At 39.7% G+C, this 24,097-nt stretch carries 36 protein-coding genes; all 36 read right to left on the bottom strand.

Annotated features, from left to right (window positions below):
- Positions 1-88 precede the first annotated feature (88 nt).
- The 36 genes from ulaG to rpsC all read right to left on the bottom strand — a co-directional run bounded on the left by ulaG (position 89) and on the right by rpsC (position 24,094).
- Positions 89-1,180, bottom strand: a complete 1,092-nt coding sequence (ulaG, locus tag QEZ38_RS06345) for an L-ascorbate 6-phosphate lactonase (RefSeq protein WP_006153413.1) — start codon at positions 1,178-1,180, stop codon at positions 89-91.
- 116 nt (positions 1,181-1,296) lie between these two features.
- Complete coding sequence (locus QEZ38_RS06350) at positions 1,297-2,970, bottom strand: BglG family transcription antiterminator (protein ID WP_281335374.1); 1,674 nt, start codon at positions 2,968-2,970, stop codon at positions 1,297-1,299.
- Positions 2,971-3,136: 166 nt separating this feature from the next.
- The gene (locus QEZ38_RS06355) at positions 3,137-3,844 is read right to left on the bottom strand and encodes an L-ribulose-5-phosphate 4-epimerase (protein WP_281335375.1); all 708 of its coding nucleotides are present in this window, start codon (positions 3,842-3,844) and stop codon (positions 3,137-3,139) included.
- A 1-nt stretch (position 3,845) separates the two neighbouring features.
- Positions 3,846-4,709: an L-ribulose-5-phosphate 3-epimerase gene (locus QEZ38_RS06360; RefSeq protein ID WP_281335376.1), complete on the bottom strand. Its 864-nt coding sequence runs from the start codon at positions 4,707-4,709 to the stop codon at positions 3,846-3,848.
- Positions 4,710-4,712: 3 nt separating this feature from the next.
- Complete coding sequence (locus tag QEZ38_RS06365) at positions 4,713-5,378, bottom strand: 3-keto-L-gulonate-6-phosphate decarboxylase UlaD (RefSeq protein ID WP_281335377.1); 666 nt, start codon at positions 5,376-5,378, stop codon at positions 4,713-4,715.
- 16 nt (positions 5,379-5,394) lie between these two features.
- Positions 5,395-5,880, bottom strand: coding sequence for a PTS sugar transporter subunit IIA (locus QEZ38_RS06370; RefSeq protein WP_001049925.1), 486 nt, complete (start codon positions 5,878-5,880; stop codon positions 5,395-5,397).
- A gap of 75 nt (positions 5,881-5,955) precedes the next feature.
- Complete coding sequence (locus tag QEZ38_RS06375; RefSeq protein ID WP_281335378.1) at positions 5,956-6,237, bottom strand: PTS sugar transporter subunit IIB; 282 nt, start codon at positions 6,235-6,237, stop codon at positions 5,956-5,958.
- 23 nt (positions 6,238-6,260) lie between these two features.
- A complete protein-coding gene (locus QEZ38_RS06380; RefSeq protein WP_281335379.1) occupies positions 6,261-7,718 on the bottom strand; it encodes a PTS ascorbate transporter subunit IIC in 1,458 nt (485 codons plus the stop codon).
- Between the two features lie 130 nt (positions 7,719-7,848).
- Positions 7,849-8,472: an HI_0552 family protein gene (locus QEZ38_RS06385; RefSeq protein WP_281335380.1), complete on the bottom strand. Its 624-nt coding sequence runs from the start codon at positions 8,470-8,472 to the stop codon at positions 7,849-7,851.
- 55 nt (positions 8,473-8,527) lie between these two features.
- Positions 8,528-9,484: an RNA-binding cell elongation regulator Jag/EloR gene (gene jag / locus QEZ38_RS06390; RefSeq protein WP_049504883.1), complete on the bottom strand. Its 957-nt coding sequence runs from the start codon at positions 9,482-9,484 to the stop codon at positions 8,528-8,530.
- A 14-nt stretch (positions 9,485-9,498) separates the two neighbouring features.
- A complete protein-coding gene (locus QEZ38_RS06395; RefSeq protein ID WP_281335381.1) occupies positions 9,499-10,326 on the bottom strand; it encodes a YidC/Oxa1 family membrane protein insertase in 828 nt (275 codons plus the stop codon).
- Positions 10,301-10,672, bottom strand: coding sequence for a ribonuclease P protein component (rnpA, locus tag QEZ38_RS06400; RefSeq protein WP_153224692.1), 372 nt, complete (start codon positions 10,670-10,672; stop codon positions 10,301-10,303). The genes QEZ38_RS06395 and rnpA overlap by 26 nt, the downstream gene beginning before the upstream one ends.
- Positions 10,673-11,001: 329 nt before the next feature.
- Positions 11,002-12,339, bottom strand: coding sequence for a PFL family protein (locus tag QEZ38_RS06405; RefSeq protein WP_049504880.1), 1,338 nt, complete (start codon positions 12,337-12,339; stop codon positions 11,002-11,004).
- A gap of 9 nt (positions 12,340-12,348) precedes the next feature.
- Positions 12,349-12,615, bottom strand: coding sequence for an ACT domain-containing protein (locus QEZ38_RS06410; RefSeq protein WP_000644115.1), 267 nt, complete (start codon positions 12,613-12,615; stop codon positions 12,349-12,351).
- Between the two features lie 464 nt (positions 12,616-13,079).
- Entirely contained in the window at positions 13,080-13,466 is a 387-nt protein-coding gene (gene rplQ, locus QEZ38_RS06415; RefSeq protein WP_000331493.1) for a 50S ribosomal protein L17, read from the bottom strand.
- 11 nt (positions 13,467-13,477) lie between these two features.
- Positions 13,478-14,413 (bottom strand): DNA-directed RNA polymerase subunit alpha, encoded by a 936-nt coding sequence (locus QEZ38_RS06420; protein ID WP_000568996.1) that lies wholly within the window; start codon positions 14,411-14,413, stop codon positions 13,478-13,480.
- A 42-nt stretch (positions 14,414-14,455) separates the two neighbouring features.
- Positions 14,456-14,839, bottom strand: coding sequence for a 30S ribosomal protein S11 (rpsK, locus tag QEZ38_RS06425; protein WP_001118385.1), 384 nt, complete (start codon positions 14,837-14,839; stop codon positions 14,456-14,458).
- Between the two features lie 17 nt (positions 14,840-14,856).
- The gene (gene rpsM, locus QEZ38_RS06430; RefSeq protein WP_000090783.1) at positions 14,857-15,222 is read right to left on the bottom strand and encodes a 30S ribosomal protein S13; all 366 of its coding nucleotides are present in this window, start codon (positions 15,220-15,222) and stop codon (positions 14,857-14,859) included.
- 17 nt (positions 15,223-15,239) lie between these two features.
- The gene (rpmJ, locus tag QEZ38_RS06435; protein ID WP_001808836.1) at positions 15,240-15,356 is read right to left on the bottom strand and encodes a 50S ribosomal protein L36; all 117 of its coding nucleotides are present in this window, start codon (positions 15,354-15,356) and stop codon (positions 15,240-15,242) included.
- Between the two features lie 24 nt (positions 15,357-15,380).
- Entirely contained in the window at positions 15,381-15,599 is a 219-nt protein-coding gene (infA, locus tag QEZ38_RS06440; protein WP_001029883.1) for a translation initiation factor IF-1, read from the bottom strand.
- Between the two features lie 117 nt (positions 15,600-15,716).
- Positions 15,717-16,355 (bottom strand): adenylate kinase, encoded by a 639-nt coding sequence (locus QEZ38_RS06445; RefSeq protein ID WP_281335382.1) that lies wholly within the window; start codon positions 16,353-16,355, stop codon positions 15,717-15,719.
- Positions 16,356-16,510: 155 nt separating this feature from the next.
- Positions 16,511-17,821, bottom strand: coding sequence for a preprotein translocase subunit SecY (secY, locus tag QEZ38_RS06450; protein ID WP_281335383.1), 1,311 nt, complete (start codon positions 17,819-17,821; stop codon positions 16,511-16,513).
- 12 nt (positions 17,822-17,833) lie between these two features.
- Positions 17,834-18,274: a 50S ribosomal protein L15 gene (gene rplO / locus QEZ38_RS06455; RefSeq protein ID WP_000766078.1), complete on the bottom strand. Its 441-nt coding sequence runs from the start codon at positions 18,272-18,274 to the stop codon at positions 17,834-17,836.
- Between the two features lie 146 nt (positions 18,275-18,420).
- Entirely contained in the window at positions 18,421-18,603 is a 183-nt protein-coding gene (gene rpmD / locus QEZ38_RS06460) for a 50S ribosomal protein L30 (RefSeq protein WP_000057241.1), read from the bottom strand.
- Between the two features lie 13 nt (positions 18,604-18,616).
- Complete coding sequence (gene rpsE, locus QEZ38_RS06465) at positions 18,617-19,111, bottom strand: 30S ribosomal protein S5 (RefSeq protein WP_000874203.1); 495 nt, start codon at positions 19,109-19,111, stop codon at positions 18,617-18,619.
- 17 nt (positions 19,112-19,128) lie between these two features.
- Positions 19,129-19,485 (bottom strand): 50S ribosomal protein L18, encoded by a 357-nt coding sequence (rplR, locus tag QEZ38_RS06470; RefSeq protein WP_000624044.1) that lies wholly within the window; start codon positions 19,483-19,485, stop codon positions 19,129-19,131.
- Between the two features lie 83 nt (positions 19,486-19,568).
- Positions 19,569-20,105: a 50S ribosomal protein L6 gene (gene rplF / locus QEZ38_RS06475; RefSeq protein ID WP_000086625.1), complete on the bottom strand. Its 537-nt coding sequence runs from the start codon at positions 20,103-20,105 to the stop codon at positions 19,569-19,571.
- A 187-nt stretch (positions 20,106-20,292) separates the two neighbouring features.
- Positions 20,293-20,691: a 30S ribosomal protein S8 gene (rpsH, locus tag QEZ38_RS06480; protein ID WP_000245504.1), complete on the bottom strand. Its 399-nt coding sequence runs from the start codon at positions 20,689-20,691 to the stop codon at positions 20,293-20,295.
- A gap of 284 nt (positions 20,692-20,975) precedes the next feature.
- Positions 20,976-21,161, bottom strand: a complete 186-nt coding sequence (locus QEZ38_RS06485) for a type Z 30S ribosomal protein S14 (protein WP_001085699.1) — start codon at positions 21,159-21,161, stop codon at positions 20,976-20,978.
- Between the two features lie 17 nt (positions 21,162-21,178).
- A complete protein-coding gene (gene rplE / locus QEZ38_RS06490; RefSeq protein ID WP_000013542.1) occupies positions 21,179-21,721 on the bottom strand; it encodes a 50S ribosomal protein L5 in 543 nt (180 codons plus the stop codon).
- A gap of 23 nt (positions 21,722-21,744) precedes the next feature.
- Complete coding sequence (rplX, locus tag QEZ38_RS06495; protein ID WP_000497691.1) at positions 21,745-22,050, bottom strand: 50S ribosomal protein L24; 306 nt, start codon at positions 22,048-22,050, stop codon at positions 21,745-21,747.
- A gap of 78 nt (positions 22,051-22,128) precedes the next feature.
- Complete coding sequence (gene rplN / locus QEZ38_RS06500; RefSeq protein WP_000616548.1) at positions 22,129-22,497, bottom strand: 50S ribosomal protein L14; 369 nt, start codon at positions 22,495-22,497, stop codon at positions 22,129-22,131.
- A 25-nt stretch (positions 22,498-22,522) separates the two neighbouring features.
- Positions 22,523-22,783 carry a 30S ribosomal protein S17 gene (rpsQ, locus tag QEZ38_RS06505; RefSeq protein ID WP_000440801.1) on the bottom strand — a complete coding sequence of 87 codons (261 nt, stop codon included), beginning with the start codon at positions 22,781-22,783 and terminating at the stop codon, positions 22,523-22,525.
- 24 nt (positions 22,784-22,807) lie between these two features.
- Positions 22,808-23,014, bottom strand: coding sequence for a 50S ribosomal protein L29 (gene rpmC / locus QEZ38_RS06510; protein WP_000772918.1), 207 nt, complete (start codon positions 23,012-23,014; stop codon positions 22,808-22,810).
- 9 nt (positions 23,015-23,023) lie between these two features.
- Positions 23,024-23,437, bottom strand: coding sequence for a 50S ribosomal protein L16 (gene rplP / locus QEZ38_RS06515; RefSeq protein WP_000960948.1), 414 nt, complete (start codon positions 23,435-23,437; stop codon positions 23,024-23,026).
- Between the two features lie 3 nt (positions 23,438-23,440).
- Entirely contained in the window at positions 23,441-24,094 is a 654-nt protein-coding gene (gene rpsC, locus QEZ38_RS06520) for a 30S ribosomal protein S3 (RefSeq protein WP_000529936.1), read from the bottom strand.
- Positions 24,095-24,097: the final 3 nt, after the last annotated feature.

Here is a 24,097-nt window from a genome sequence, read left to right on the forward strand (position 1 = left end):
AGGTCTATCACATATTCTATTTGTACTATTATATGAAAATTATCCGTATCGTGCAACATACGGATAACCTCCAGAAAAAATTTTTATATTAAAGCAAGGCTTTGAATTGGATATTTGAGTCTTGTTCGAAGCAGTCATCAAAACCACGTGGGTGATGATATTCTATTAAGTGTTGGTCTTGAGGATAAGTGTATTTACCACCAACTTCCCAGATAAATGGATGGAAATCGTATTGCAAGCGATCTTTTCTCATTTTCCAAAGTTCTAGGATTTCATTCGTAGAAGCCATGAAGTTAGACCAGATATCATAGTGAACTGGGATAATGACTTTAGCACGTAGATTTTCTGCCATGCGAAGTAGGTCGATAGAGGTCATTTTATCTTGGATACCTACTGGGTTTTCACCATAGTTATTCAAAGCAACATCAATTTTGAAGTCTTTACCATGTTTCGCAAAGTAGTTTGAGAAGTGAGAATCCGCACCATGATAGATGGTTCCACCTGGTGTTTCAAAGACATAGTTAACAGCCTTTTGAGCCATTTCTTCATCTGTAACAGCCAACCCAGCAAGTTCACCACCTGTTTCGTCAGCTCCATTTACTGGTAGAGTTACCAAGCAAGTACGGTCAAATGATTCTACTGCATGAATCTTCATGTCTTTTAGTTCGATAGTATCACCTGGCTTCACAACGATGATTCGTTCTTTTGGAACACCCCAGCCTTCCCAGATTCGACCACAATGGTAAGGACCGATAAACTTAACATGCTCTAACTTAGGATTGTTGAGAATCGCTGCAGCTGTGTATGGGTCGATATGGTCACTGTGGAAGTGTGAAACCAAGTAGTAATCTAGTTCGTTAATTGCAAATGGATCAATAACCATTGGTTGAACACGCAAGTTTGGTTGCAATTTACGAACACCTGCCATATTTGCCATTTGGTGTCCACGAACCATATCTTTCACTTTTTTGGTTGATTTTCCACGGTTTGACCAAAGGTCCATGACAACGTTAGCACCACCTGGTGTCTTAATCCAAGTACCACAGTTACCTAGCCACCACATGGCAAAGTTGCCTTCAGGCACGACTTCTTCTTCGATTTCTTCGTTCAACCATGTTCCCCACTCTGGGAAAGTAGCTAAAATCCATGATTCTCTTGTAATTTCTTTTACGTTTGGCATTTGAAATCCTCCATATTTTGTTCAAGTTTTCATTTCATACTTAGTATAACACCGACCGAAATATTAAAAAAGACCAAGAAAAACACAGGTTTGTGTTCATCATTGGACTGTGATATTTATGATTCATCTAAAAAAGCTTGTATGACTAATTCTTGGTTGATTAAGAGTTGAATTTCTTCCTGTAATTTTGCTGCAACGTGTTTATCAGATATATAGGTGCCGATAATGGTTGATAGATTGTCCTTGAAGGTTCGACCGTCTTTTCTAAGGACCTTATTCTTCATAAAGTCTGTTATGCGTAAAATATCTTCTGCCTCAAGTATAGGATTTACCTTTAATACAGGGAAGCGACTCTCAAGTTCATCGTTTGTTGTGATCAGTAAATCAACCTGAGTAATATCCTCTACGCTTTTGAACTGCTCAGTTGTAAAGACTGCCCCTATCTGTTCATTTGGAAGATAGAATCGACATTGTTTAAGTAAGAGTTTAGAAACGCCCACTCCTTCATCACACACAATATAAATCTTCTTGAAATTGTTTTGAATCGATGGAGTATACTTTAAAAATCCTCCAACGTGAATGGTCAAATAGGCAATCTCATCATCCGTCAATCGAATCTGCCAGGTTTCTTCTAGTACTTCAGCACATTTTTTTGTAATTACGAAAAGTTCACTATACTTGGAACGAATCTGCCGAGTTAAAGGATTTTTTGAGAAAATCCCATAGTTCTTTCTGAATAATAGCGCCTTACAATGAATCACAAGATTCCTCAATAAGTCTTCTTTCTGTTCAATCTCCATTCTGGTTTGGGATTCAAAATACCAAATAAACTCTTCTAAAGCCATTCTCAAATGTTGAAAATCTTTACTTTCTGCATGGATGTCTCGATCTTTTCGATAGGATAACAAAAGAATAGCTAACAGAGATCTATCTAATTCTGAAAACGAGATGCCAAATGTTTCAAACAAGCGTTCTCCTAGTTTATTAGACACCTGGTATTCTATCCTCTTTCGAATCAATGAAAATTCTTGATCAATTTCTTGATGTTTATCTTGATTTCGAGTAACGGTATCACACCCTAGTAGAAGATAGGGAAGGACCTGTAACATAAAGGTGACTTCGTGATGGTTTATTTTTTTCCCCAAATCCTGCTCAACCAATGGAACCTGTTTTTTGAGAAATTGATTGACCTCATCGGAAAGAAGCATCTCACCGTCTAATCGCTCCTTGATTTTTTCCTCTAAAATAGCAACAAAGGCTGGATTTTCCTCCATAAAGATATGATAGAGAAGGGATTGAAGATACTGGATTTTATTAAGAGGGTGCGCATTTAGATAATAGCCTCGAGATTTACTAACTTGAAGCGTTACTTGATACTGCTCCAAGGTTAGTTGGTAACGAATAGTATTTAAATCATTTAGGACCGTATTTCGAGAGACTTCTGTTAATTCCATGAGTTTTTCAAGCGTGATTCTCTCTTTGGAAATACCAATCAGAAGGAGCATCAGCTGCATCCGCTCATTGGCACTCATGATGTAATCATAAGAATCAACTTCGTCTAATAATTGACGACAAGCTTCTCTTTGTTCCTCGGTTAAGTGGATACCAATCCGAGGCAGACTGATGATATGCAACTTCTCATCATCCAAAGCATCATTGATTTTATCAATGTGATAGTAGATTTTTCTTCTAGATTGAGCTAGATCTTTTGAAATGGCCATAATTGTTTTGGACGTTTCTTGATCCATCAAATATTGAAGCAAGTCACAGCTCGCCTTATCTAAAACCATAATTCATACTCCTCTATTTGTCAATCGCTTCCAAAACAACTTTATAATGGTATCACATTCGTACAGACTTTGCAATTATATGCTGTAAACTCTTAACAGTGGATACTGACAACTACAAAAGCGAGGCTTGGATCGAAAGGTCCTAGCCTCTTTTCAATTCAATTTCTTATTTCTTTTGACCGTAATAAGCATTTGGTCCATGTTTACGTTGGTAGTGCTTTTCTAGGATGTACTGAGGAGCAGGTTCAACCCTTGGATTGATTTGCTCTGTAAAGCGATTCATCTTAGATACTTCCTCTAGTACAACAGAGTGATAGACAGCATTCTCTGGGTTTTTGCCCCAAGTGAATGGACCGTGATTTCGTACGACAATTCCTGGTACTTCAACAGGGTTGAGACCACGACGTTCAAACTCTTCTACGATAACTAGCCCAGTATCTTTTTCATAGGCTACTTCTACTTCATCCTTGGTCAAACTACGAGCGCAAGGGATTGATCCGTAGAAATAATCCGCATGGGTTGTTCCATAGAAAGGAATATCACGGCCTGCCTGAGCCCAACCAACGGCTTCCGTCGAATGGGTATGAACCACACTACCAATCGCTGGCCAAGCTTTATATAATTGTACATGAGTTGGAAGATCAGAAGATGGTCTCAAATCTCCTTCTAGAACCTTGCCATCTAGGTCAGTCACCACCATGTTTTCAGGGGTCAATTCGTCATAATCTACACCTGATGGTTTGATAACAATGACACCGAGTTCGCGATTGACTTCCGATACATTGCCCCAGGTAAATTTAACAAGTCCATGTTTTGGCAATGATTGATTGGCATCACAGACTCGTTTACGCATAGTATTAATTACTTGATTCATCTTACATCAAACCTGCTTTCTTAATTAGTGGGTAGAGAAAAGCTTGGGCCTCTTGAATGGCTGCGCGTGTTTCTTCTACAGTTTCACAATTTTCAGACCACATTTCGATTAGGAAAGGTCCATTATAATTGGTTTGCTTTAAAATATCGAAAGCTTCTTCCCATTTGACACAACCTTGCCCAAAAGGTACGTCTCGGAACTGGCCCTTTGAACTTTCTGTAACTGCATAAGTATCCTTGAGATGGAGAGCTGCGATGGCATGATGGCCGAGATAAAATTCACTGTAGACATCATTATGCCAGGCAGACACATTCCCAATATCTGGATATACAAAGAGGTATGGAGAGTCAATTTCTTTCTCTATAGCCAAGTATTTTTCGATGCTATTGATGAAAGGATCATCCATAATTTCGATGGCAAGTACCACCTGAGCTTCTTCAGCCCAGTCACAAGCTTTTCTCAAATTTTTGATAAAACGTTGGCGTGTCTGGGGTGACTTTTCCTCATAGTAAACGTCGTAACCAGCTAATTGAATCGTACGAACTCCCAAATCTTGAGCTAATTCGATACATTTTTTCATGAGTTCCAGAGATTTTTCCTCTAGAACTGGATCATTCGATCCCAATGGGTAACGACGATGGCCTGAAAAACAGATAGAGGGAATACGAACACCAGTCTCATAGATTGCTTTGATAATATCCAAGCGCTCTTCCTTGCTCCAGTCAAGTCTTGCTAAGCGCTCATCACGTTCGTCAATAGACATCTCGACAAAATCAAAGCCTAACTCCTTGGCAAAATTTAAACGTTCTAGCCAGGTAAAGTGTATCGGGGTTGCCTTTTCATAAATTCCAATTGGACGTGCCATGGTTTACCCCCAAATTCGTTTGATTTCATCCTTAAAGGCACGCGCTGCTCCTGCTGGATCGGCAGCCTCTGTAATTCCACGACCTGCGATAAAGGTAAAGACATCAACGCCTTCAAAGAGTTTGAGAGTATCTACATCTAGACCACCTGTTACAGAAACACGGAAGCCCATGTCAATGAGTTTTTTAACCTTATTAAGGTCTTTTTCACCCCAAGTTTCACCAGCAAGAAGGGCATCACGAGATTGGTGATAGATAGCTTGTGAGATACCTGCATCTAGCCAAAGCTGAGCTTGTTCAAAAGTCCAATCACCATAAAGCTCGATCTGGATTTCTCCTCGGTCTCCACGTTCAGCCTTGATAGCCTTTAGAGCTGCTTCCATAGTAGGGATGGTTGCACAACAGATACAAGTCATCCAATCTGCTCCACGAACGGCATTATTTTTGGCAACTGTTCCACCAGCATCGGCACATTTTGTGTCTGCCACAATCATCTTATCTGGGAAAAGGCTACGTAAAACTTCAACCAATTCACTTCCAACTTGAAGCAAGCAAACAGTTCCAGCTTCGATAATATCTACTTCGTGACCAACAGAAACAGCTGCTTTAATCGCTCCTTGCAAGTCTGAATGGTCTAATGCAACTTGTAAATTAGGTATTCTTTTTGTCATTTCTTTATTCCTCTTTCTAACTTTCCAAATCCAATCCTTCAAGATAAGGGCTATCCTTAGATTCTTCAATCATCGCCAAGACATCTTCTTTAGTCTGGCAAGCCTGTAAACGTGCGATAGAATCTTCTAATTCAAACAAGGCAATGATTTGTGGAATGGCTACACTTGTGTGAATTTTTGAGCTTGTTGCTGCTAATGCAAGCAAAACAGAGACCTCTTTCCCATCTGAAAATACAACAGGATTTTGTAAGGTAATCAATGAAAAGGCATCTCTTTGCACCCCAGCTTCTGGTCTAGCATGGGGCATAGCCATACCTGGCATTAAGATATAGTAAGGGCCATACTCTTCAGTTGATTCGATGATAGCATCGTAATACTCTGGCAAAATTGCCCCACTTTCAATCAAGGGATCTACTGCTACCTTGACTGCTTCCTTCCAATCTTTAGCCTCTAACCCTAGTCGGATCGAGTCATTGTCAATTAAAGCTTGTTTTAAATTCATATCTGCCTCCTTTATTTAAAGAGGGGAAGGACAGAAACGATAACTCTCAGTTTCTGTCCAGCCCCCTCCAACCTTTTACTGTAGTGCTTGACTGAGTTTTTCAGTGATTTCTTTATCATCCATCAAATTGTCAAGTCCAATTAACTTCCCATTAGTCCGACCTTCCAATTCTTGAATCAAATGAAGAGAAGCGATTATGATGTCATAGCCTGCTGCTAAACCTTTTGCTTCACCAACACTGCATGAATTGACTGTAAAGTCTGTTTGATTAAGCTTACGGAGGGCATTTTCAACCTTCATCTTAATAACCATAGATGAACCCATTCCATTTCCGCACGCTGCTAATACTTTAACCATTTTATTTTCTCCTTTTCTAGATACTAAGCTTCTTCTTGAACTTCACCGTTATAGTATTTTTCTTTATCTTTTGCTTTGGCAAATTGAAGTTGAGGAATAACGAGCAAGAAGAGACATACAAGTACATAACCAACAATACCGAGGTATTTGAAGATATAGCCAAATCCAAGCCATGGGAATTCAAAGTCGATATTTCCATGGTAACCACCGTAAGATGCTAAGTCGAGAAGGGCTACACATAGAGCTCCTAGGGCAACTTGAAGGACACCTGAAATGAAGGATAGGATAACGGCTGCTTTCCATCCGCCACGCTTATCAGCATAGACCGCGATGGCTGCATTATCAAAGAACACTGGTACAAATCCTGTAATAATAAGGACAGGGTTTTTAAAGACGATGAGCAAGACAATTGTAATCAATTGACCAATCAAACCAAAGGCAAATCCAGACAAGACAGCGTTTGGAGAACCAAATCCATAAGAAGCTGCAACGTCAACTGCTGGGAATGAACCTGGCAACAATTTGTTTGAAATACCTTGGAAGGCATTTGTCAACTCAGATACGAACATACGGACACCTTGCATCAAAACGAACAAGTAAACTGAGAAGGTGAAGGCTGTTTGGATAATGTACATGAAGAAATCTTGTTTTGCAGGATTGAATAGAGTTCCTGAAGTGATGACTTCTTTATTAGACATAATATCTGGACCCAAGATTAACAGAATGGCTCCAAAGAATACGAGCATCAAGGTAGCAGATGCAACAACTGTATCATGGAAGATTGAGAGGAACTTAGGCAATTTAAGATTGTCTAGACTTTCTTCTTTCTTACCAAAGCGTCCTGCCACTTTATCTACAAACCAGATTGCAAATTGTTGTTGGTGACCAATCGCAAATCCGCCACCACCAGTCAGACGTTGAGTTGCCTCAACAGTCATATTTGAACTAATTGCCCAGTAAAGGCCACAGATGATACCGATTGCTGCTGTACCATAAGCATTGCGCAATTGTGGGACTAAGAATAGAACCATAAGAGATACAGTCGCAGCTTGTTGTACCATGATGTGACCAGTAATAAAGAGGGTTCTTACTTTCGTAATCTTGCGTAGAGCTACAAGCAAGATATTTACTCCAAAACCGATCAATAGAGCTGTAGTTGCAGTTCCGACGAAATCTGGAAATTCAGCTGCTATTTTGTTGTTTGCTGCAGCAAGTCCAAAGTAAGGGTCGATAACTGCTGCACCAATTTGGAATTTGTAGTTAAGGGCTGCCAAGATTGGACGGAAGGTTGTAACCAAACCACCAGCACCCACGTTGAGCAACATATAGCCTACTGTTGCTTTAACGAAACCTGAGAAAACGTCATGAGCAGGTTTTTTCAAAAGTGCATATCCTATCAACACCAATAAACCTACGAAAAATGCGGGATTCTGCAAAATATTGCTAGAAAACCAATTTAGAACACTTGAAATGACTTCCATAATTGTTCTCCTTTTGAATTGTTTTTGTAAGTTTATTATATAATGTGAAAACGGAAACAAAAAGACCAAGAATTACACAGCGGACTGTTCACTCTTGGACTGTATGATTTATGATATTTTACGGCTTATCTTATTTTCTCGTAGCTAGATAATAAGGAAGAATTATATTATAAGATTCCAGTAGGGCTTCTAGGATTTCTTCTTCAGATAAATTTTCTGTCACTGGAACATCTATCTTCACCAAAACTTTTCGGACTTCCTGATGGGATAGTTTTTCTCTTAAAATTTGACGATTTTCCTCAGTAGCCTCCATCTTGTGACTTTCTCCATTTGAGTAGACTAGATAGTAAATTCCGTCTAATACTGGAACTTCTAGGACCTTGGCCTGTTTGCCTAATGTTCGCTCATCCTTCTTACGTTCGATAAAACTAACTTCAAGCGAAACTCCAAAATCAGAAGGACTTCCATACAAACGAAGGGCCAACATAGGCTCTGTCACTTCTCCCTCACGCTGTAGATAGGCCCAGAAATGCGGTCGCAAACGTTGGGCTTGATTCATCCACTGACTCGTCCCTTGGAGATCCCATTCTGGATGTCTTTCTTGAAAAGCCTTGGCTAAGTGTGTAAAGACCTTTCTGGCCTCCTGCCCCTTGCTTCTCAAATAAAGCATATTTTCAGCTTCTTGACCTGCCTTCTCGGGTTTTTGATACTGTAAACCAGAGTAAGCTAGATATTCTCTCATTGTATTCAACATAGGATCAACCTCCCTTAGCTAGCAAAAAATCAGGGTGCCCCTGATTTTGCTTTGATTATTCTGTATCAACCACAACGTAACGATTTGGTTCATCACCTTCTGAATAACTAGTGACACCCTCCATACGTGAAATAATACGATGGATGATTTTACGTTCGCTACTAGACATTGGATCAGTCACCTGACTACGCCCCTCTTCTAGGACACGTGTAGCTAACTTCTGTGCATAGCTCTGCAAGACTTCTGCACGGTGCTCTACATAATCATTAACATTGATGGTAATATAGAAGGTTCTTGAATAGCGGTTATAAAGATAATTTTGCGCTAAAAGCTGGAGAGATTTCAAAACCTTACCATGGTAACCGATAATACGGCCTGGTTCATTAGTATCAATTTGCATATTGATAGAACGGCGATTTGAGGTACTTGAAATTGCTCCCTCAACATCCATATCATCAATAATACCTTGAACATAGTTGGTCACTTCTTCGACCACCTGGTCAATATCATAGGTCGGTTCAATCTTCAAACCTAGATTTTCTAAATCATCATTCTGCTCGACTTCTTCCTGCTCTTTAGATTCTTCAGGCAGTAAATCTTTTAGAATGGCAATATGACCAGTCTCCTCTAAAATTGTACTAGCTTCTTTCTCATTTTTTAAAATTTCGGCCTTAACTTCTTCAGAGATCCCTTGTCCTTCTTCCTCGATTTTCTTGATTGCTTCAACAACATGGCCTAAGTCTACTGTTGCTTCACTAACAGTCTTAACGGGTTCGTTCTTAGCATTAACTTCCTTTGGAACTCCCTTAACTGCTTGCTGATTTGCCTTCACAACAGTTGTCTCACTAATTGCTTCGATATCAACTTGCGCTGGTTTCTTCCCAAAAAGGCCAAAGAATCCTTTTTTCTCCCTTGAGACAACCTTGATATGCGCCTTCATTCTAGGAATCCCCAATTCCTTCAATCCCGTTTGGATTGCTTCCTCAACAGTTGAACCTGTAAATAATACCATTACAAGATTCCTCCTTACTTTTTCTTTTTCTGTGCTTTCTTGAGAGCTTTTCTCTTCTTGATTTCTAAATCCTTCTTAGCCTGTACTCCCGCCTCACGCTCTGCAATAATCTTGAATGGATTGTTGAGCAGATAGGTTTGGAGCACCTGATAAGCATTGGATACCGCCCAGTATAAGGCAACCCCACTTGGTGAATACATGGCAAAGAAGAAAATCATGACTGGCATTGCATACATCATCCCTGTCATGGCGCCATTTTTCTCAACCATGGCCTTATTGGATAACCAGGTGCTAAGGAAAGTAAAGATAGCTGCCAGAATAGGCAAAACAAAAGTCGTATCAACACCACCAAGGTTAATCCATAAGAAATGACCCGTTTTTAGAAATTCTACCCTACTCAAAGCTTGGAACAAGGCCAACAAGACTGGCATTTGGATTAAGATTGGCCAAAGAGAAGCTGACTGTTTGACACCATGTTGCTTGAACAACTGACGCATTTCTTGGTCTAACTTGGTACGGCTCTCCATATCCCGTCCCGGATAACGTTCTCGCAACTCCTTAACCAGTGGTTGTACTTCTTGCATCTTTCTAGATGCCACCATTTGTATCTGAAAGACTGGTAAAAGAATGGTTCTGATTAGAAGGGTAAATAAAATAATCCCCAGACCAATACTTGTATCAAATGATAAAAAGCGAATGGTTTCAGCAAAAAAATAAACAAATTTACTCCAAAAACCTGTTGATTCAGCTGTAATCTCACTCGTCGTACCATTAGCCGTGCAGGCGCTCATCACAAATAAAGCAAGCACCACTAAGCTAGTCAACTGTAATTTCTTTTTCACTCCCATTTCCTTCCTGGTAAATCTTTGATAACTTTAATACGTGAAGTAGATTTTTTTTCATTTCCGCGTAGTCCAAGATTTCAACACCTTTTCGAGCAATCACAACAAAATCTACATTTTCAACCAGCTGATTTTTATGTTCAATCAGAATATGTCGAATTCTTCTCTTGATCTGATTCCTCGTGACAGCGTTTCCTAATTTTTTACTGACAGATAGGCCAACTCGAAAATGCTGTTCATTATTTTCTAATCGATAAATAACAAATTTACGATTAGCAAAACTCTCCCCTTTTTTAAATATTGCACTAAAATCTTTCTCTTTTTTTACACGAAAGCGTTTTTTCAAAATTCAACTCCATCTATTAAAACTACTACTATTATACCATAATTTTTCAAAAAGCCAATCATAGCAAGGTTTTAGCCCATTTTACAGAATGAAAAAACTGGTTTTATCCTTTAAATCATCTTATTTTTGAACAAATTTACAAATTTGAACATGCTACTTTCTTTATTTTCTCTTGAGATAAAACAAAAGTCACCCTTTGGAGTGACTTTTGTAGGAGATTATTATGAAAAAGTTAGGATTTTAATTAAATAAAGTTAGGAGGTCTTTATTTAATGATAGTAGTATACAGGTCTATCCTTAAACCCAACTTAAACAGATTCAATTTCTTTTTAATTTTTAAAACTATGGATTGGAGCTGGGATTTGCCCTCCACGTGCAATGAAATCAACAGATGATGCACCGTTGACCTTCATGACTGGAGCTGTTCCTAAAAGACCACCAAATTCAATCATATCGCCTTCTTTTCCTTTTGGAATAATACGTACAGCAGTTGTTTTCATATTGATGACTCCGATAGCAGCTTCATCCGCAATCATTGCTGCAATCGTTTCTGCAGGTGTATCTTCAGGAATGGCAATCATATCCAAACCAACTGAACAGATAGCCGTCATAGCTTCTAGCTTTTCCAAATTAAGGGAGCCATTTTGCACAGCAGCAATCATCCCCTCGTCCTCAGAAACTGGGATAAAGGCACCAGACAAACCACCAACTTGGTTGCAAGCCATCACTCCGCCTTTTTTAACTTGGTCGTTCAAGAGAGCCAAGGCAGCAGTCGTTCCATGAGTCCCAACTGTCTCTAACCCCATTTCCTCAAGGACACGGGCTACAGAATCACCCACTGCTGGAGTTGGAGCCAAACTCAGATCGACAATTCCAAAATCAACTCCAAGTCGCTCACTAGCCATTTGACCGACTAATTGACCAATGCGGGTAATCTTGAAGGCTGTCTTTTTAACAGTTTCAGCAACAACATCAAAGCTCTGACCACGAACCTTTTCCAAGGCACGTTTAACAACACCTGGACCAGAAACACCGACATTGATGATGACATCTGCTTCACCAACACCATGAAAAGCGCCTGCCATAAAAGGATTGTCCTCTACCGCGTTGGCAAATACAACCAATTTAGCCGCCCCCATATCAGATAAAGAAGCTGTTTCCTTGATAATGCGTCCCATATCCGCTACTGCAGTCATATTGATGCCCGATTTGGTAGAACCGATATTTACTGATGAACAAACCTTATCCGTTTCTGCCAAAGCACGAGGAATGGAGTTGATAAGGATTTCATCACCTTTTTGATAACCCTTTTGTACCAAGGCTGAAAAACCACCAATGAAGTCAACACCAATTTCTTTCGCAGCTTTATCCAGTGCTTTAGCCAAGACTACATAATCCGTCGCATCGGTAGCAGCACCAATCAAGGAAATTGGAGTAACTGATACCCGTTTATTTACGATGGGAATGCCCAACTCAGCCGCAATTTCATCCCCAACAGCTACTAAATTAGCTGCTTTTGTAGTAATCTTTTCATATATTTTTTCTGCAGCACGATTGATATCTGGATCGATACAGTCCAAAAGGGAAATCCCCATGGTAATGGTTCTAATGTCAAAGTTTTGCTCCTCAATCATGGCGATTGTTTCGGTAACTTGTCTAATATCCATAAATACCTCCTAGATATTGTACATAGCATCAAAAATAGCTGCACTTTGAATATTGATTTTGACATTCAAAGTCTGACCAAAAACCTCAAATTCGTTTCTAAGATGTGTAAAATCTTGTTTTTCATCACTAGATACCACAGCCATCATAGTAAAGAATTCGTCTAAGACTGTTTGTGAGATATCATCAATATTTAAGCCTAATTCAGCAATTTTTGTCGCAACACCTGCAACAATTCCAGATTTATCTTTACCAACAACAGTAATAATAGCTTTCATGATTAAACTCCATTTCTAACACAGAACGATATCCATTTTGGACAAAAATAAAATGAAAAAGGAGGATAGAATAACTAAATCACTTAATAGTGAACAATTATCCAAGTTGAAATCCTAAAAAAATCTCTTAGTTGATCTTGTACCAGGCTAGTATTTTTTACCAAGTCGCTAGTTTAGAACTTGAAACTGATAATATATTGGCTCATAACCTCTTTATAGAATATTTTTGAAAAAATGAACATTGTCGATTTTCTTTTTCAATAGTATAGCATATTTCTTAATAAAATACTCAAAAACGCCTGCTTACGAAATTGTTCTTAAGTAAAAAACAATTTCGTAAACAAGCGTCTACCTTATCATCTTATGATGAGTGTTCCCGCTAGGACATAAGTCCTAGCGGTAGACCAGAGCTAGACTAAGAGCACAAGACTCCATCATCATAACACTCAACAAAATTGATGATTTTATACTAATTCGATGATCGCCATTGGCGCTGCATCACCACGACGTGGTTCAGTTTTAAGGATACGAGTGTATCCACCGTTACGCTCAGCATAACGAGGTGCGATTTCTGAGAACAATTTTTGAAGTGCTGTAGTAGAAGTGTACTTATCAGTTGCTTCATCATAGTTTTCAGATGCGATTTCATTACGTACGAAAGCAGCTGCTTGACGACGTGCATGCAAATCACCACGTTTACCTAGAGTAATCATTTTTTCAACAGTTTTACGGATTTCTTTAGCACGAGCTTCAGTTGTCACGATTGATTCGTTGATCAAAAGGTCAGTTGTCAAATCGCGAAGCATTGCTTTACGTTGTGAGCTAGTGCGTCCTAGTTTACGGTAAGCCATTTATTCCTCCTTTATTTATCTTTTAATCCAAGACCCAAATCAATGAGTTTGACTTTCACTTCTTCCAAACTCTTGCGTCCAAGATTTCTTACTTTCATCATCTCTGCTTCAGATTTTTCTGTCAAATCATGCACAGTGTTAATACCGGCACGTTTCAAACAGTTATATGAACGCACAGACAAGTCAAGTTCCTCAATCGTACGTTCCAAGATACGGTCGTCCGATTCAGTATCAGCTTCTTTCATCACTTCTGCTGACTTAGCAATCTCTGTAAGATTTGTAAACAAATCAAGGTGCTCTGTCAAGATACGTGCTGAAAGCCCTAAAGCATCTTCTGGAATAATTGTTCCATTAGTCAAGATTTCAAGGGTTAATTTGTCGAAACCATCATTGCTACCTACACGAGCAGGTTCAACTTGATAGTTGACTTTTGTAACTGGTGTATAAATAGAATCTACAGCAAGTGTTCCAACTGGTGCATTATCTTTTTTATTTTCATCAGCAGGTACATATCCACGACCACTGTTAACAGTCATTGTCGCTTTTAGAGAAGAACCTTCACCGATTGTAAAGAGATAATGATCTGGATTTACAATTTCAATGTCGCTATCTGTCAAGATATCTCCAGCTGTAATTTCAGCAGGACCTTGCACATCTAGTTCAATGATCTTTTCGTCTTTAACGTAAGATTTTACTGCAATACCTTTGATGTTCAGAATGATTTGCATCACGTCTTCGCGAACACCCGGAACTGTATCAAATTCATGCAATACACCTTCGATATTGATAGATGTTACAGCAGCCCCTGGAAGAGAAGCTAGAAGTACACGACGAAGAGAGTTACCAAGTGTTGTACCGTAACCACGTTCAAGCGGTTCGATTACAAACTTGCCATAATCTTTATTTTCATCAATTTTTGTTATATTTGGTTTTTCAAACTCGATCATTTAGTTACTCCCTCTTAAACGAAAAGCAGTGTAAGGTTATGATTATACACGGCGACGTTTTGGAGGACGAGCACCATTGTGTGGCACTGGAGTCACATCACGAATTGCTGTTACTTCAAGACCAGCGGCAGCAAGAGCACGAATAGCTGACTCACGACCAGAACCTGGACCTTTAACAGTAACTTCAACTGACTTAAGACCGTGTTCTTGTGCAGATTTAGCAGCAGCTTCAGAAGCCATTTGAGCAGCAAATGGTGTAGATTTACGAGAACCTTTGAAACCAAGAGCACCAGCTGATGACCAAGCAATTGCATTACCATGCACATCAGTAATCATAACAATAGTGTTATTAAATGTAGCGTGAATATGAGCAATACCAGATTCGATATTCTTTTTCACACGACGTTTACGTGTTGGTTTAGCCAAGACTTTTACCTCCTATATTATTTTTTCTTACCAGCAATCGCAACAGCTTTACCTTTACGAGTGCGAGCGTTGTTTTTAGTGTTTTGTCCACGGACAGGAAGTCCACGACGGTGACGGATACCACGGTATGAACCGATTTCCATCAAACGTTTGATGTTCAAGTTAACTTCACGACGAAGGTCACCTTCAACTTTAATTGCATCCACTTCACGACGGATAGCATCTTCTTGATCTGGTGTAAGATCGCGAACACGTACATCTTCTGAAATTCCAGCAGCTGCCAAGATTTTCTTAGATGTTGGAAGTCCGATACCGTACACATAAGTCAATGAAATTACTACGCGTTTGTCATTTGGAATGTCAACTCCAGCAATACGAGCCATGTTTTCTCCTTTCTATCTTATCCTTGACGTTGTTTGTGTTTTGGATTTGCTGGGCAAATTACCATAACACGACCATTACGACGAATTACTTTACAGTATTCGCAAATTGGTTTGACCGATGGTCTTACTTTCATTTCTTATCCCTCCAAGTTTTTCGATTATTTAAAGCGGTAAGTGATACGTCCACGTGTCAAGTCATATGGACTCATTTCGACAGTAACACGATCTCCCGCTAAAATACGAATATAGTTTTTACGAATTTTACCAGAAACTGTTGCTAAAATCTGATGTCCATTTTCAAGTTCAACCGTAAACATTGCATTCGGCATGGTATCAACTACTTTGCCTTCAACTTCAATCACATCGTCTTTTGCCACGCAAAAGTACCTCCATAAATTTCGATTTGATGCCTCTAGACACAGAGACAACAATTATAAGTCAGACTAACTCAGTATAACATTTGTAGAGACATTTTGCAAGCATGAAAAACGCTTTTATTTCAAATTTGTCAATACTTTTTCGATATCTGCAAATACATCATTGATATCTTGATTACCTTCGATATCATGTACCAAACCTTTAGCACGATAGTGGGCAATAATCGGTTCACCTTGGGCAATATTGACATCCAAACGACGTTTTACTGTTTCTGGTTTGTCATCTTCACGTTGATAGTAGTCTTCTTCTTTGTAATCAACTGGTGGATTGAAAACTTTGTGGAAAGTTTCGCCAGTTTCACGGTGAATGATACGACCACTCAAACGTTCGAGTAGGCATGATGGATCTACTTCAATATTAATTACACCCTCAAGTTCTAGACCAAGGTCTACCAAAATTTGATCCAAAGCGTGGGCTTGTTCAATGGTACGAGGGAAACCGTCTAAGAGGAATCCTTTTTCCTTAATGTCACCTTGAGCCAAACGTTCTTTAACGATTCCGTTTGTAACTTCATCTGGAACCAACTCACCCTTATCAATGTAAGACTTGGCTAGAACACCCATTTCAGTTTGGTTAGCCATCGCAGCTCGGAACATATCTCCTGTTGAGATATGAGCTACATGAAATTGTTCCACAATTCTAGCTGCTTGTGTTCCCTTACCTGCACCAGGCAATCCCATAATCAAAAGATTCATGATTCAAACTCCTTTTTTGTTTTTAAATAGAAGCAAAAATTCATTTCAACTCCTATTTAAGAACAAAATAGAAGAGAGGAGTAAAAAATCTGACAAGGTCTTTGATTTTTACACTCCACTCTCTGAGCAATAGTGAATTTTATTTTCTATTACAATTATTCTGTTGTATTCATGAAACCAACATATTTACGTTTCAATAGATAACCTTCCAATTGTTTGATTCCTTCAATACCTGTTGAGATAATGATCAAGAGACTGGTACCTCCAAAAGCAACGACTTCTGAAAGACCAAAGACATCCTTAGCCACAATCGGTAAAATAGAAATCACACCAAGGAAGAGTGAGCCGACTGTGGCAAGACGACGAAGAAGTTTTGACATATATTCTTCAGTCCCTTTACCAGGACGGACACCGTGAATGTAAGCACCGCTCTTTTGTAAATTCTCTGCTGCTTTCTCAGGATTAATCTGTACAAATGTATAGAAGAATGTAAAGAGAATAATCAACAAAGCATATAGAGCAATACCTGTTGGCGCTGTTGTCGACAACAACTCCTGAGCGGTACGAACCCAAGCCCAGTCCAGTCCAGATGCACTAACAAATTGCAAAATTGCTGCTGGTGCTGCTGTGATGGAACTTGCAAAGATAACCGGGATAACTCCAGCAGGGTTAATCTTCAAAGGCAGATATGAACTAGATGGAGCACCTTGCGCTACCTTGGTATACTGAATTGGAATCTTATATTCTGCTTGTTGCACATATGTTGTGAAATAGATAATCAACAAGACAGCTACGATTAAAATTCCTACAAAAATGAGAGATGAGTTCAAGCGGTCACTTGGTACGTTGACAAAATAGTCTACATAGATGCCCTTGATCATATCAGGAATTGAAGCAACAATCCCTGCAAAGATGATCATAGAAACACCATTCCCATATCCCTTATCAGTAATCTGTTCACCTAACCAAGTAACAATCATACTACCTGCTGTTAGGATCCCTCCAATCACAAGGAAAACTTGTGGTGTTAGAGGAACAGTCAAGAGTTTAGCTCCAGATAAAGCATTAAAACCAGCTGTAATCCCGATAGATTGCACAAATGCAAGTACAAGGGCAATGTAACGAGTTGCTTGATTCAATTTTCTACGACCAACTTCCCCTTGTTTGCCCCATTCCACAAACTTTGGTAATAAATCCATTTGTAAGAGCTGGACAACGATAGAAGCGGTAATGTATGGACTAACACCAAGTGCAAAAACTGAGAAGTTTTTCATGGCATTACCAGACACCAAGCTCAACATATTTAGAAAAGATAGACCACTCAAAGCATTCAAGCTGTTGGCATTGACCCATGGAACTGTAATACTAGTCCCGATACGGAAGACCAAAACGATAAAAATTGTAAAAAGAATTTTTGATCGAACCTGCTTAACCTTGAGAGCTTCTCTCAATAATTTAAAAAACATAGGTCACCTCTCTTAGATGACTTCTACTGAACCACCTTTAGCAGTGATAGCTTCTTCAGCTGATTTAGAGAATTTAGCTGCTTTCACAGACAATTTCTTAGTCAACTCACCGTTACCAAGGATTTTGATACCTGATTTTTCAGCTTTAACAATTCCTGCTTCGATAAGAACAACTGGAGTTACTTCTGCACCATCTTCAAAGACGTTCAATTGGTCAAGGTTAACAATTGCGTATTCTTTAGCGTTGATGTTAGTAAATCCACGTTTTGGAAGACGACGGAACAATGGAGTTTGTCCACCTTCAAAACCAAGGCGAACTCCGCCACCGCTACGAGCTTTTTGACCTTTTTGACCACGTCCAGATGTTTTACCGTTACCTGATGAAGTACCACGACCAACACGGTTACGAGTTTTACGAGAACCTTCTGCAGGTTTCAATTCATGAAGTTTCATTATATATTTTCTCCTCTTTTGTAAAATGCTAGCGCCGATAAGAGAGAAAAGGTTGTCTCTCCTATCAACTCGCCTATACCTTTGTCATCAAAGATGACTATATCTAGTTTTAGGGGATGGTATACTGCACATCCCCTAAAATTTCATTAGTTTACTTCTTCAACTGTTACCAAGTGAGATACTGCAGTGATCATACCACGAATTGCAGCGTTATCTTCTTTAATAACAGAGCTGTTCAATTTGCCAAGTCCAAGTGCTACAACAGTTTTACGTTGTGATGGAATGCGTCCGATTGGAGACTTAGTCAAAGTAATTTTAATTTGAGCCATTTTATCCCCTTTCTTATGCCAAATCAGAAACTGAGATACCACGAAGGGCAGCAACTTCTTCAGCGCGTTTCAATTGTTTCAAACCTTCAACAGTTGCGCGAACAATGTTGATTGGAGTATTTGAGCCAAGAGATTTAGATGTAACATCAGCTACACCTGCCAACTCGATAACGGCACGAACAGCACCACCAGCGGCAACTCCAGAACCTTCTACAGCTGGTTTCAACAATACTTTAGCTCCACCGAATTCTGAAATAACTTCGTGTGGGATTGTTGTTCCAACCATAGGAACTTCGATCAAGTTTTTCTTAGCATCTTCTACTGCTTTGCGGATTGCTTCTGGAACTTCTTGAGCTTTACCAGTACCAAATCCTACGCGACCGTTGTGGTCACCAACGACTACAAGAGCTGCAAAACGAAGACGACGTCCACCTTTAACAACTTTAGTAACACGGTTAACAGCAACTACGCGTTCTTCTAATTCAACTGCATTGTCTTTAAATGCCATTTTCTAGTGTCCTCCTATTAGAATTTCAATCCGTTTTCACGAGCTGCATCAGCCAAAGCTTTCACACGTCCGTGATATAGATATCCACCGCGGTCGAACACCACTTCTGAAATACCTTTAGCGTTTGCACGTTCTGCAACGAGTTTACCGACAGCAACGGCTTGTTCAGTTTTTGTTCCTTTTGAAACTTCTTTGTCAAGAGTTGAAGCACTTGCGAGCGTTACACCCGCTACGTCATCAATAACTTGAGCGTAGATGCCTGTATTAGAACGGAATACGTTCAAACGTGGGCGATCAGCAGTTCCAGAGAGTTTTCCGCGAACGCGACGGTGGCGTTTTTGGCGGAGTTTGTTTTTATCTGGTTTAGAAATCACAGTTTTCACCTCTTTAGTTTTAAATCGTGTGCTATGCACAAAGTTGGAAATGATATTGGTGGCTGAAAATCAACCACTCAATATTATTTACCTGTTTTACCTTCTTTAAGACGAACATATTCGCCAACGTAACGGATACCTTTACCTTTGTATGGTTCTGGTGAACGAAGGCTACGTACGTAAGCAGCTGTTTGACCAACTACTTCTTTTGAAATTCCGCTAACAACGATTGTTGTTGGGTTTGGAAGTTCAAAAGTAATTCCTTCTGGAGCTTCAACTTCGTCTGGATGTGATTTACCAACAGCCAAAACAAGTTTTGATCCTTGAAGTTGTGCACGGTAACCAACCCCACGCATTTCAAGTTGTTTCTTGAATCCTTCTGATACACCAATAACCATGTTGTTCAAAAGAGCACGAGTAGTTCCGTGGATAGTTTTCATTTCTTTTGAATCGTTTGGACGGTGAAGAGTTACTTCAGTACCTTCCACACGAATTTCAATATCTTTTGAGAACTCACGAGTAAGTTCTCCTTTAGGTCCTTTTACAGTTACAACGTTGTCATTGTTAGTGATTTCAACACCAGCAGGCAACACGATAACTTTATTACCAATACGTGACATGTTTTTATTCTCCTGTTAAATTGTCAGGCCATGTTGGCCAGTTTTCACGGGGTTAAATCGATTTCTCGATTTAAAGGAATATTTAGGTTTCAATTTCAAAGTGAATCTAGGCATAGTCTAGCAGACATAACTTTGGGTTAGGCAAGAGACGATAACGACGAGTCACAAAGAAATTGGGAGCTAAATATTACCAAACGTAAGCGATAACCTCACCACCAACGTTCTTTTGGCGTGCTTCTTTATCAGTAAGCAAACCTTCAGAAGTTGAAAGGATAGCAATTCCAAGACCGTTAAGTACTTTTGGAAGGTCTTCACGTTTTTTGTAGACACGAAGTCCTGGTTTAGAAACACGTTTCAAGTTTGTGATAACTTTTTCACCGTTTGGTCCGTATTTAAGGAATACACGGATGATGCCTTGTTTGTCATCTTCGATGATTTCTACGTTCTTAACAAAACCTTCGCGTTTAAGGATTTCTGCAATCCCTTTTTTGATGTTTGATGCAGGTACTTCAAGTACTTCGTGTTTTGCTTGGTTAGCGTTACGAATACGAGTTAGGAAGTCTGCGATTGGGTCAGTCATAACCATTTTATTTTTCTCCTCTTACTAGTAGTTTGCAAGTTGCACTTGCTAGTTAATACATGATACAAAGAGCGTAACAGCAAGAGCAAAAATAGGCAATTTGATGCAGGAGCGATGCTCCAAAGCAAATTGGTCTTTTTTGCCAAAGCTGTAGCTCGTGTTCAAATTGGCAAGCCCAACTGAACCCGGGCTAAACTCTGTGTGAAAAAGATAAACTTTCCTAGAAACTTCAGTTTCTTCGTCAAGTTTCCTATTTTCACTTGGAGTTTTGACGCCCTTGATATCTTAAATTACCAAGATGCTTTTGTTACACCAGGGATTTGACCTTTATATGCCAATTCACGGAAGCAAACACGGCAAAGTTTAAACTTGCGGTAAACTGAGTGTGGACGTCCACAACGTTCACAGCGAGTGTATGCTTGAGTAGAGAACTTCGCTGGGCGTTTGTTCTTAGCAATCATAGATTTTTTAGCCATTAGTTATACCTCCTATATTATTTTGCAAAAGGCATTCCAAGGCCTGTAAGCAATGCACGTGACTCTTCGTCAGTGTTAGCAGTAGTTACGATAACGATGTCAAGACCACGAGTTTTGTCAACGTCATCAAAGTTGATTTCTGGGAAGATCAATTGTTCTTTCACACCAAGTGTGTAGTTTCCGCGTCCATCAAATGATTTTGTTGGAACACCATGGAAGTCACGCACACGTGGAAGTGAAACTGAAACCAATTTATCCAAGAATTCGTACATACGTTCACCACGAAGGGTAACTTTTGCACCGATCGCAACACCTTCACGAAGACGGAAGCCGGCGATTGATTTTTTAGCTTTAGTGATAAGTGGTTTTTGACCTGAGATAAGCGCCAATTCTTCAGCAGCTTTTTCAAGGCTTTTAGCGTTTGATACAGCTTCACCAACACCCATGTTCAAAACGATCTTATCTACTTTAGGCACAGCCATCACTGATGAGTAGTTGAATTGTTCTGTCAAAGCAGGAACTACTTCATTAAGATATTTTTCTTTTAAACGATTTGCCATTATACTTCTCCTTTCCTTCGTGATTAATCAAGCACTTCGCCTGATTTTTTGTTGTAGCGAACTTTTTTACCGTCTACAAATTTGTAACCAACACGACCAGCTACACCGTTTTTGTCCAAAACTTGAACGTTTGATACGTGGATAGCCGCTTCCTTCTCGATGATACCACCTTGAGGAAGTTCGTTAGTTGGACGTTGGTGTTTCTTAACGATATTAACACCTTCAACGATAACTTTGTTTACTTTTGGAAGGGCAGTAAGGACAACAGCTTCTGTTCCCTTATCTTTACCAGCGATTACGCGAACTTTGTCGCCTTTTTTTACAAACATTAGGTTTCTCCTTGATTTTTCTTACGCCCATAAGGGCACCCTGGAGGTAAATCCAGGGGACTAGTTTGTTTCTAAAAATTAAAGTACTTCTGGAGCAAGTGACACGATCTTCATGAAGCCACCTTCACGCAATTCACGTGCAACTGGGCCAAAGATACGTGTTCCGCGAGGAGTTTTATCTTCACGGATGATAACTGCTGCGTTTTCGTCAAATTTGATGTATGAACCATCAGCACGACGAGCACCTGATTTAGTACGAACGATAACTGCTTTAACAACGTCACCTTTTTTAACCGCACCACCAGGAGTAGCTTGTTTTACAGATGCCACAATAACATCACCGATGTTCGCAAATTTACGTTTAGAACCACCAAGAACTTTGATAGTCAAGATTTCGCGTGCACCGCTGTTGTCTGCGACTTTCAAACGAGTTTCTGTTTGAATCATTTCAGTTTTCTCCTTTCAGGTTTGATTAAATGATAACCGCTTCTTCAACGACTTCTACAAGACGGAAACGTTTTGTAGCTGAAAGCGGACGAGTTTCCATGATACGTACGATATCGCCTTCTTTGGCAACATTGTTTTCATCATGTGCTTTGTATTTTTTAGAGTAGTTAATACGTTTACCATAGACTGGGTGGTTACGTTTTGTTTCAACTACAACTGTGATTGTCTTGTCCATTTTGTCAGATACAACACGTCCAACAAGAACTTTACGATTATTGCGTTCCATTGAAATTTCTCCTTCCCTAGTCTATTATTTCGCTTCAGATTGAACTGTTTTGATACGAGCGATTTGTTTTTTAACTTCTTTCAAGCGAGCTGTTTGTTCTAATTGACCAGTAGCAGCTTGGAAACGAAGTTCAAACAATTCTTTTTTCAATTCGTTTTCGCGCTTCGCGAGTTCTTCTTGAGAAAGACCACGAAGTTCTTTAACAAATTCTTTTACTTCATTAAGTTTCATGCCTTCTCCTTATTCTGCTTCACGTTTTACGAATTTACATTTAACTGGCAATTTGTGGCTTGCAAGACGAAGCGCTTCGCGAGCGATCTCTTCAGAAACACCAGCAACTTCAAACATTACTTTACCACGTTTAACTGGTGCTACCCAACCTTCAGGTGCCCCTTTACCAGATCCCATACGAACCCCGATAGCTTTAGCTGTGTATGATTTGTGTGGGAAGATTTTAATCCAAACTTTACCACCACGTTTCATGTAACGAGTCATGGCGATACGAGCAGCTTCGATTTGGCGGTTAGTGATCCAGTGGCTAGTTGTAGCTTGAAGACCGTATTCACCGAATGCTACTTCTTTTCCACCTTTAGCTTCACCACGCATTTTACCACGGAATTCACGACGGTGTTTAACACGTTTAGGTACTAACATTGGTTATTTACCTCCTTTAGTGTTTTTACGAGCTGGAAGAACTTCACCACGGTAGATCCATACTTTAACACCAAGTTTACCGTATGTAGTGTCTGCTTCTTCCCAAGCGTAATCGATATCTGCACGAAGTGTGTGAAGTGGAACAGTTCCTTCAGAGTATCCTTCAGCACGGGCGATATCTGCACCGTTCAAACGACCTGATACTTGAGTTTTGATTCCTTTAGCTCCAGCACGCATAGCACGTTGGATTGCTTGTTTTTGTGCACGACGGAAAGCAACACGTTGCTCCAATTGACGAGCAATTCCTTCACCAACAAGGTGAGCATCCAAATCAGGTTGTTTGATTTCGATGATGTTGATGTGTACTTGTTTTCCAGTCAATTTGTTAAGTTTAGCACGGAGTGCATCAACGTTAGCACCACCTTTACCGATAACCATACCTGGTTTAGCAGTGTGAAGTGAAACGTTAACTTTGTTTACTGCGCGTTCAATTTCAATAGTTGAAACAGCTGCGTCAGCAAGTTCTTTTTGAACGAATTTACGGATTGCAAGATCTTCATGAAGGTAATCCGCGTATTCTTTTTCAGCATACCATTTGGCATCCCAATCACGGATGATGCCGACACGCATACCAATTGGATGTACTTTTTGACCCACGAT

It is taken from the genome of Streptococcus taonis (assembly GCF_029948085.1).
GTDB lineage: Bacteria > Bacillota > Bacilli > Lactobacillales > Streptococcaceae > Streptococcus > Streptococcus taonis.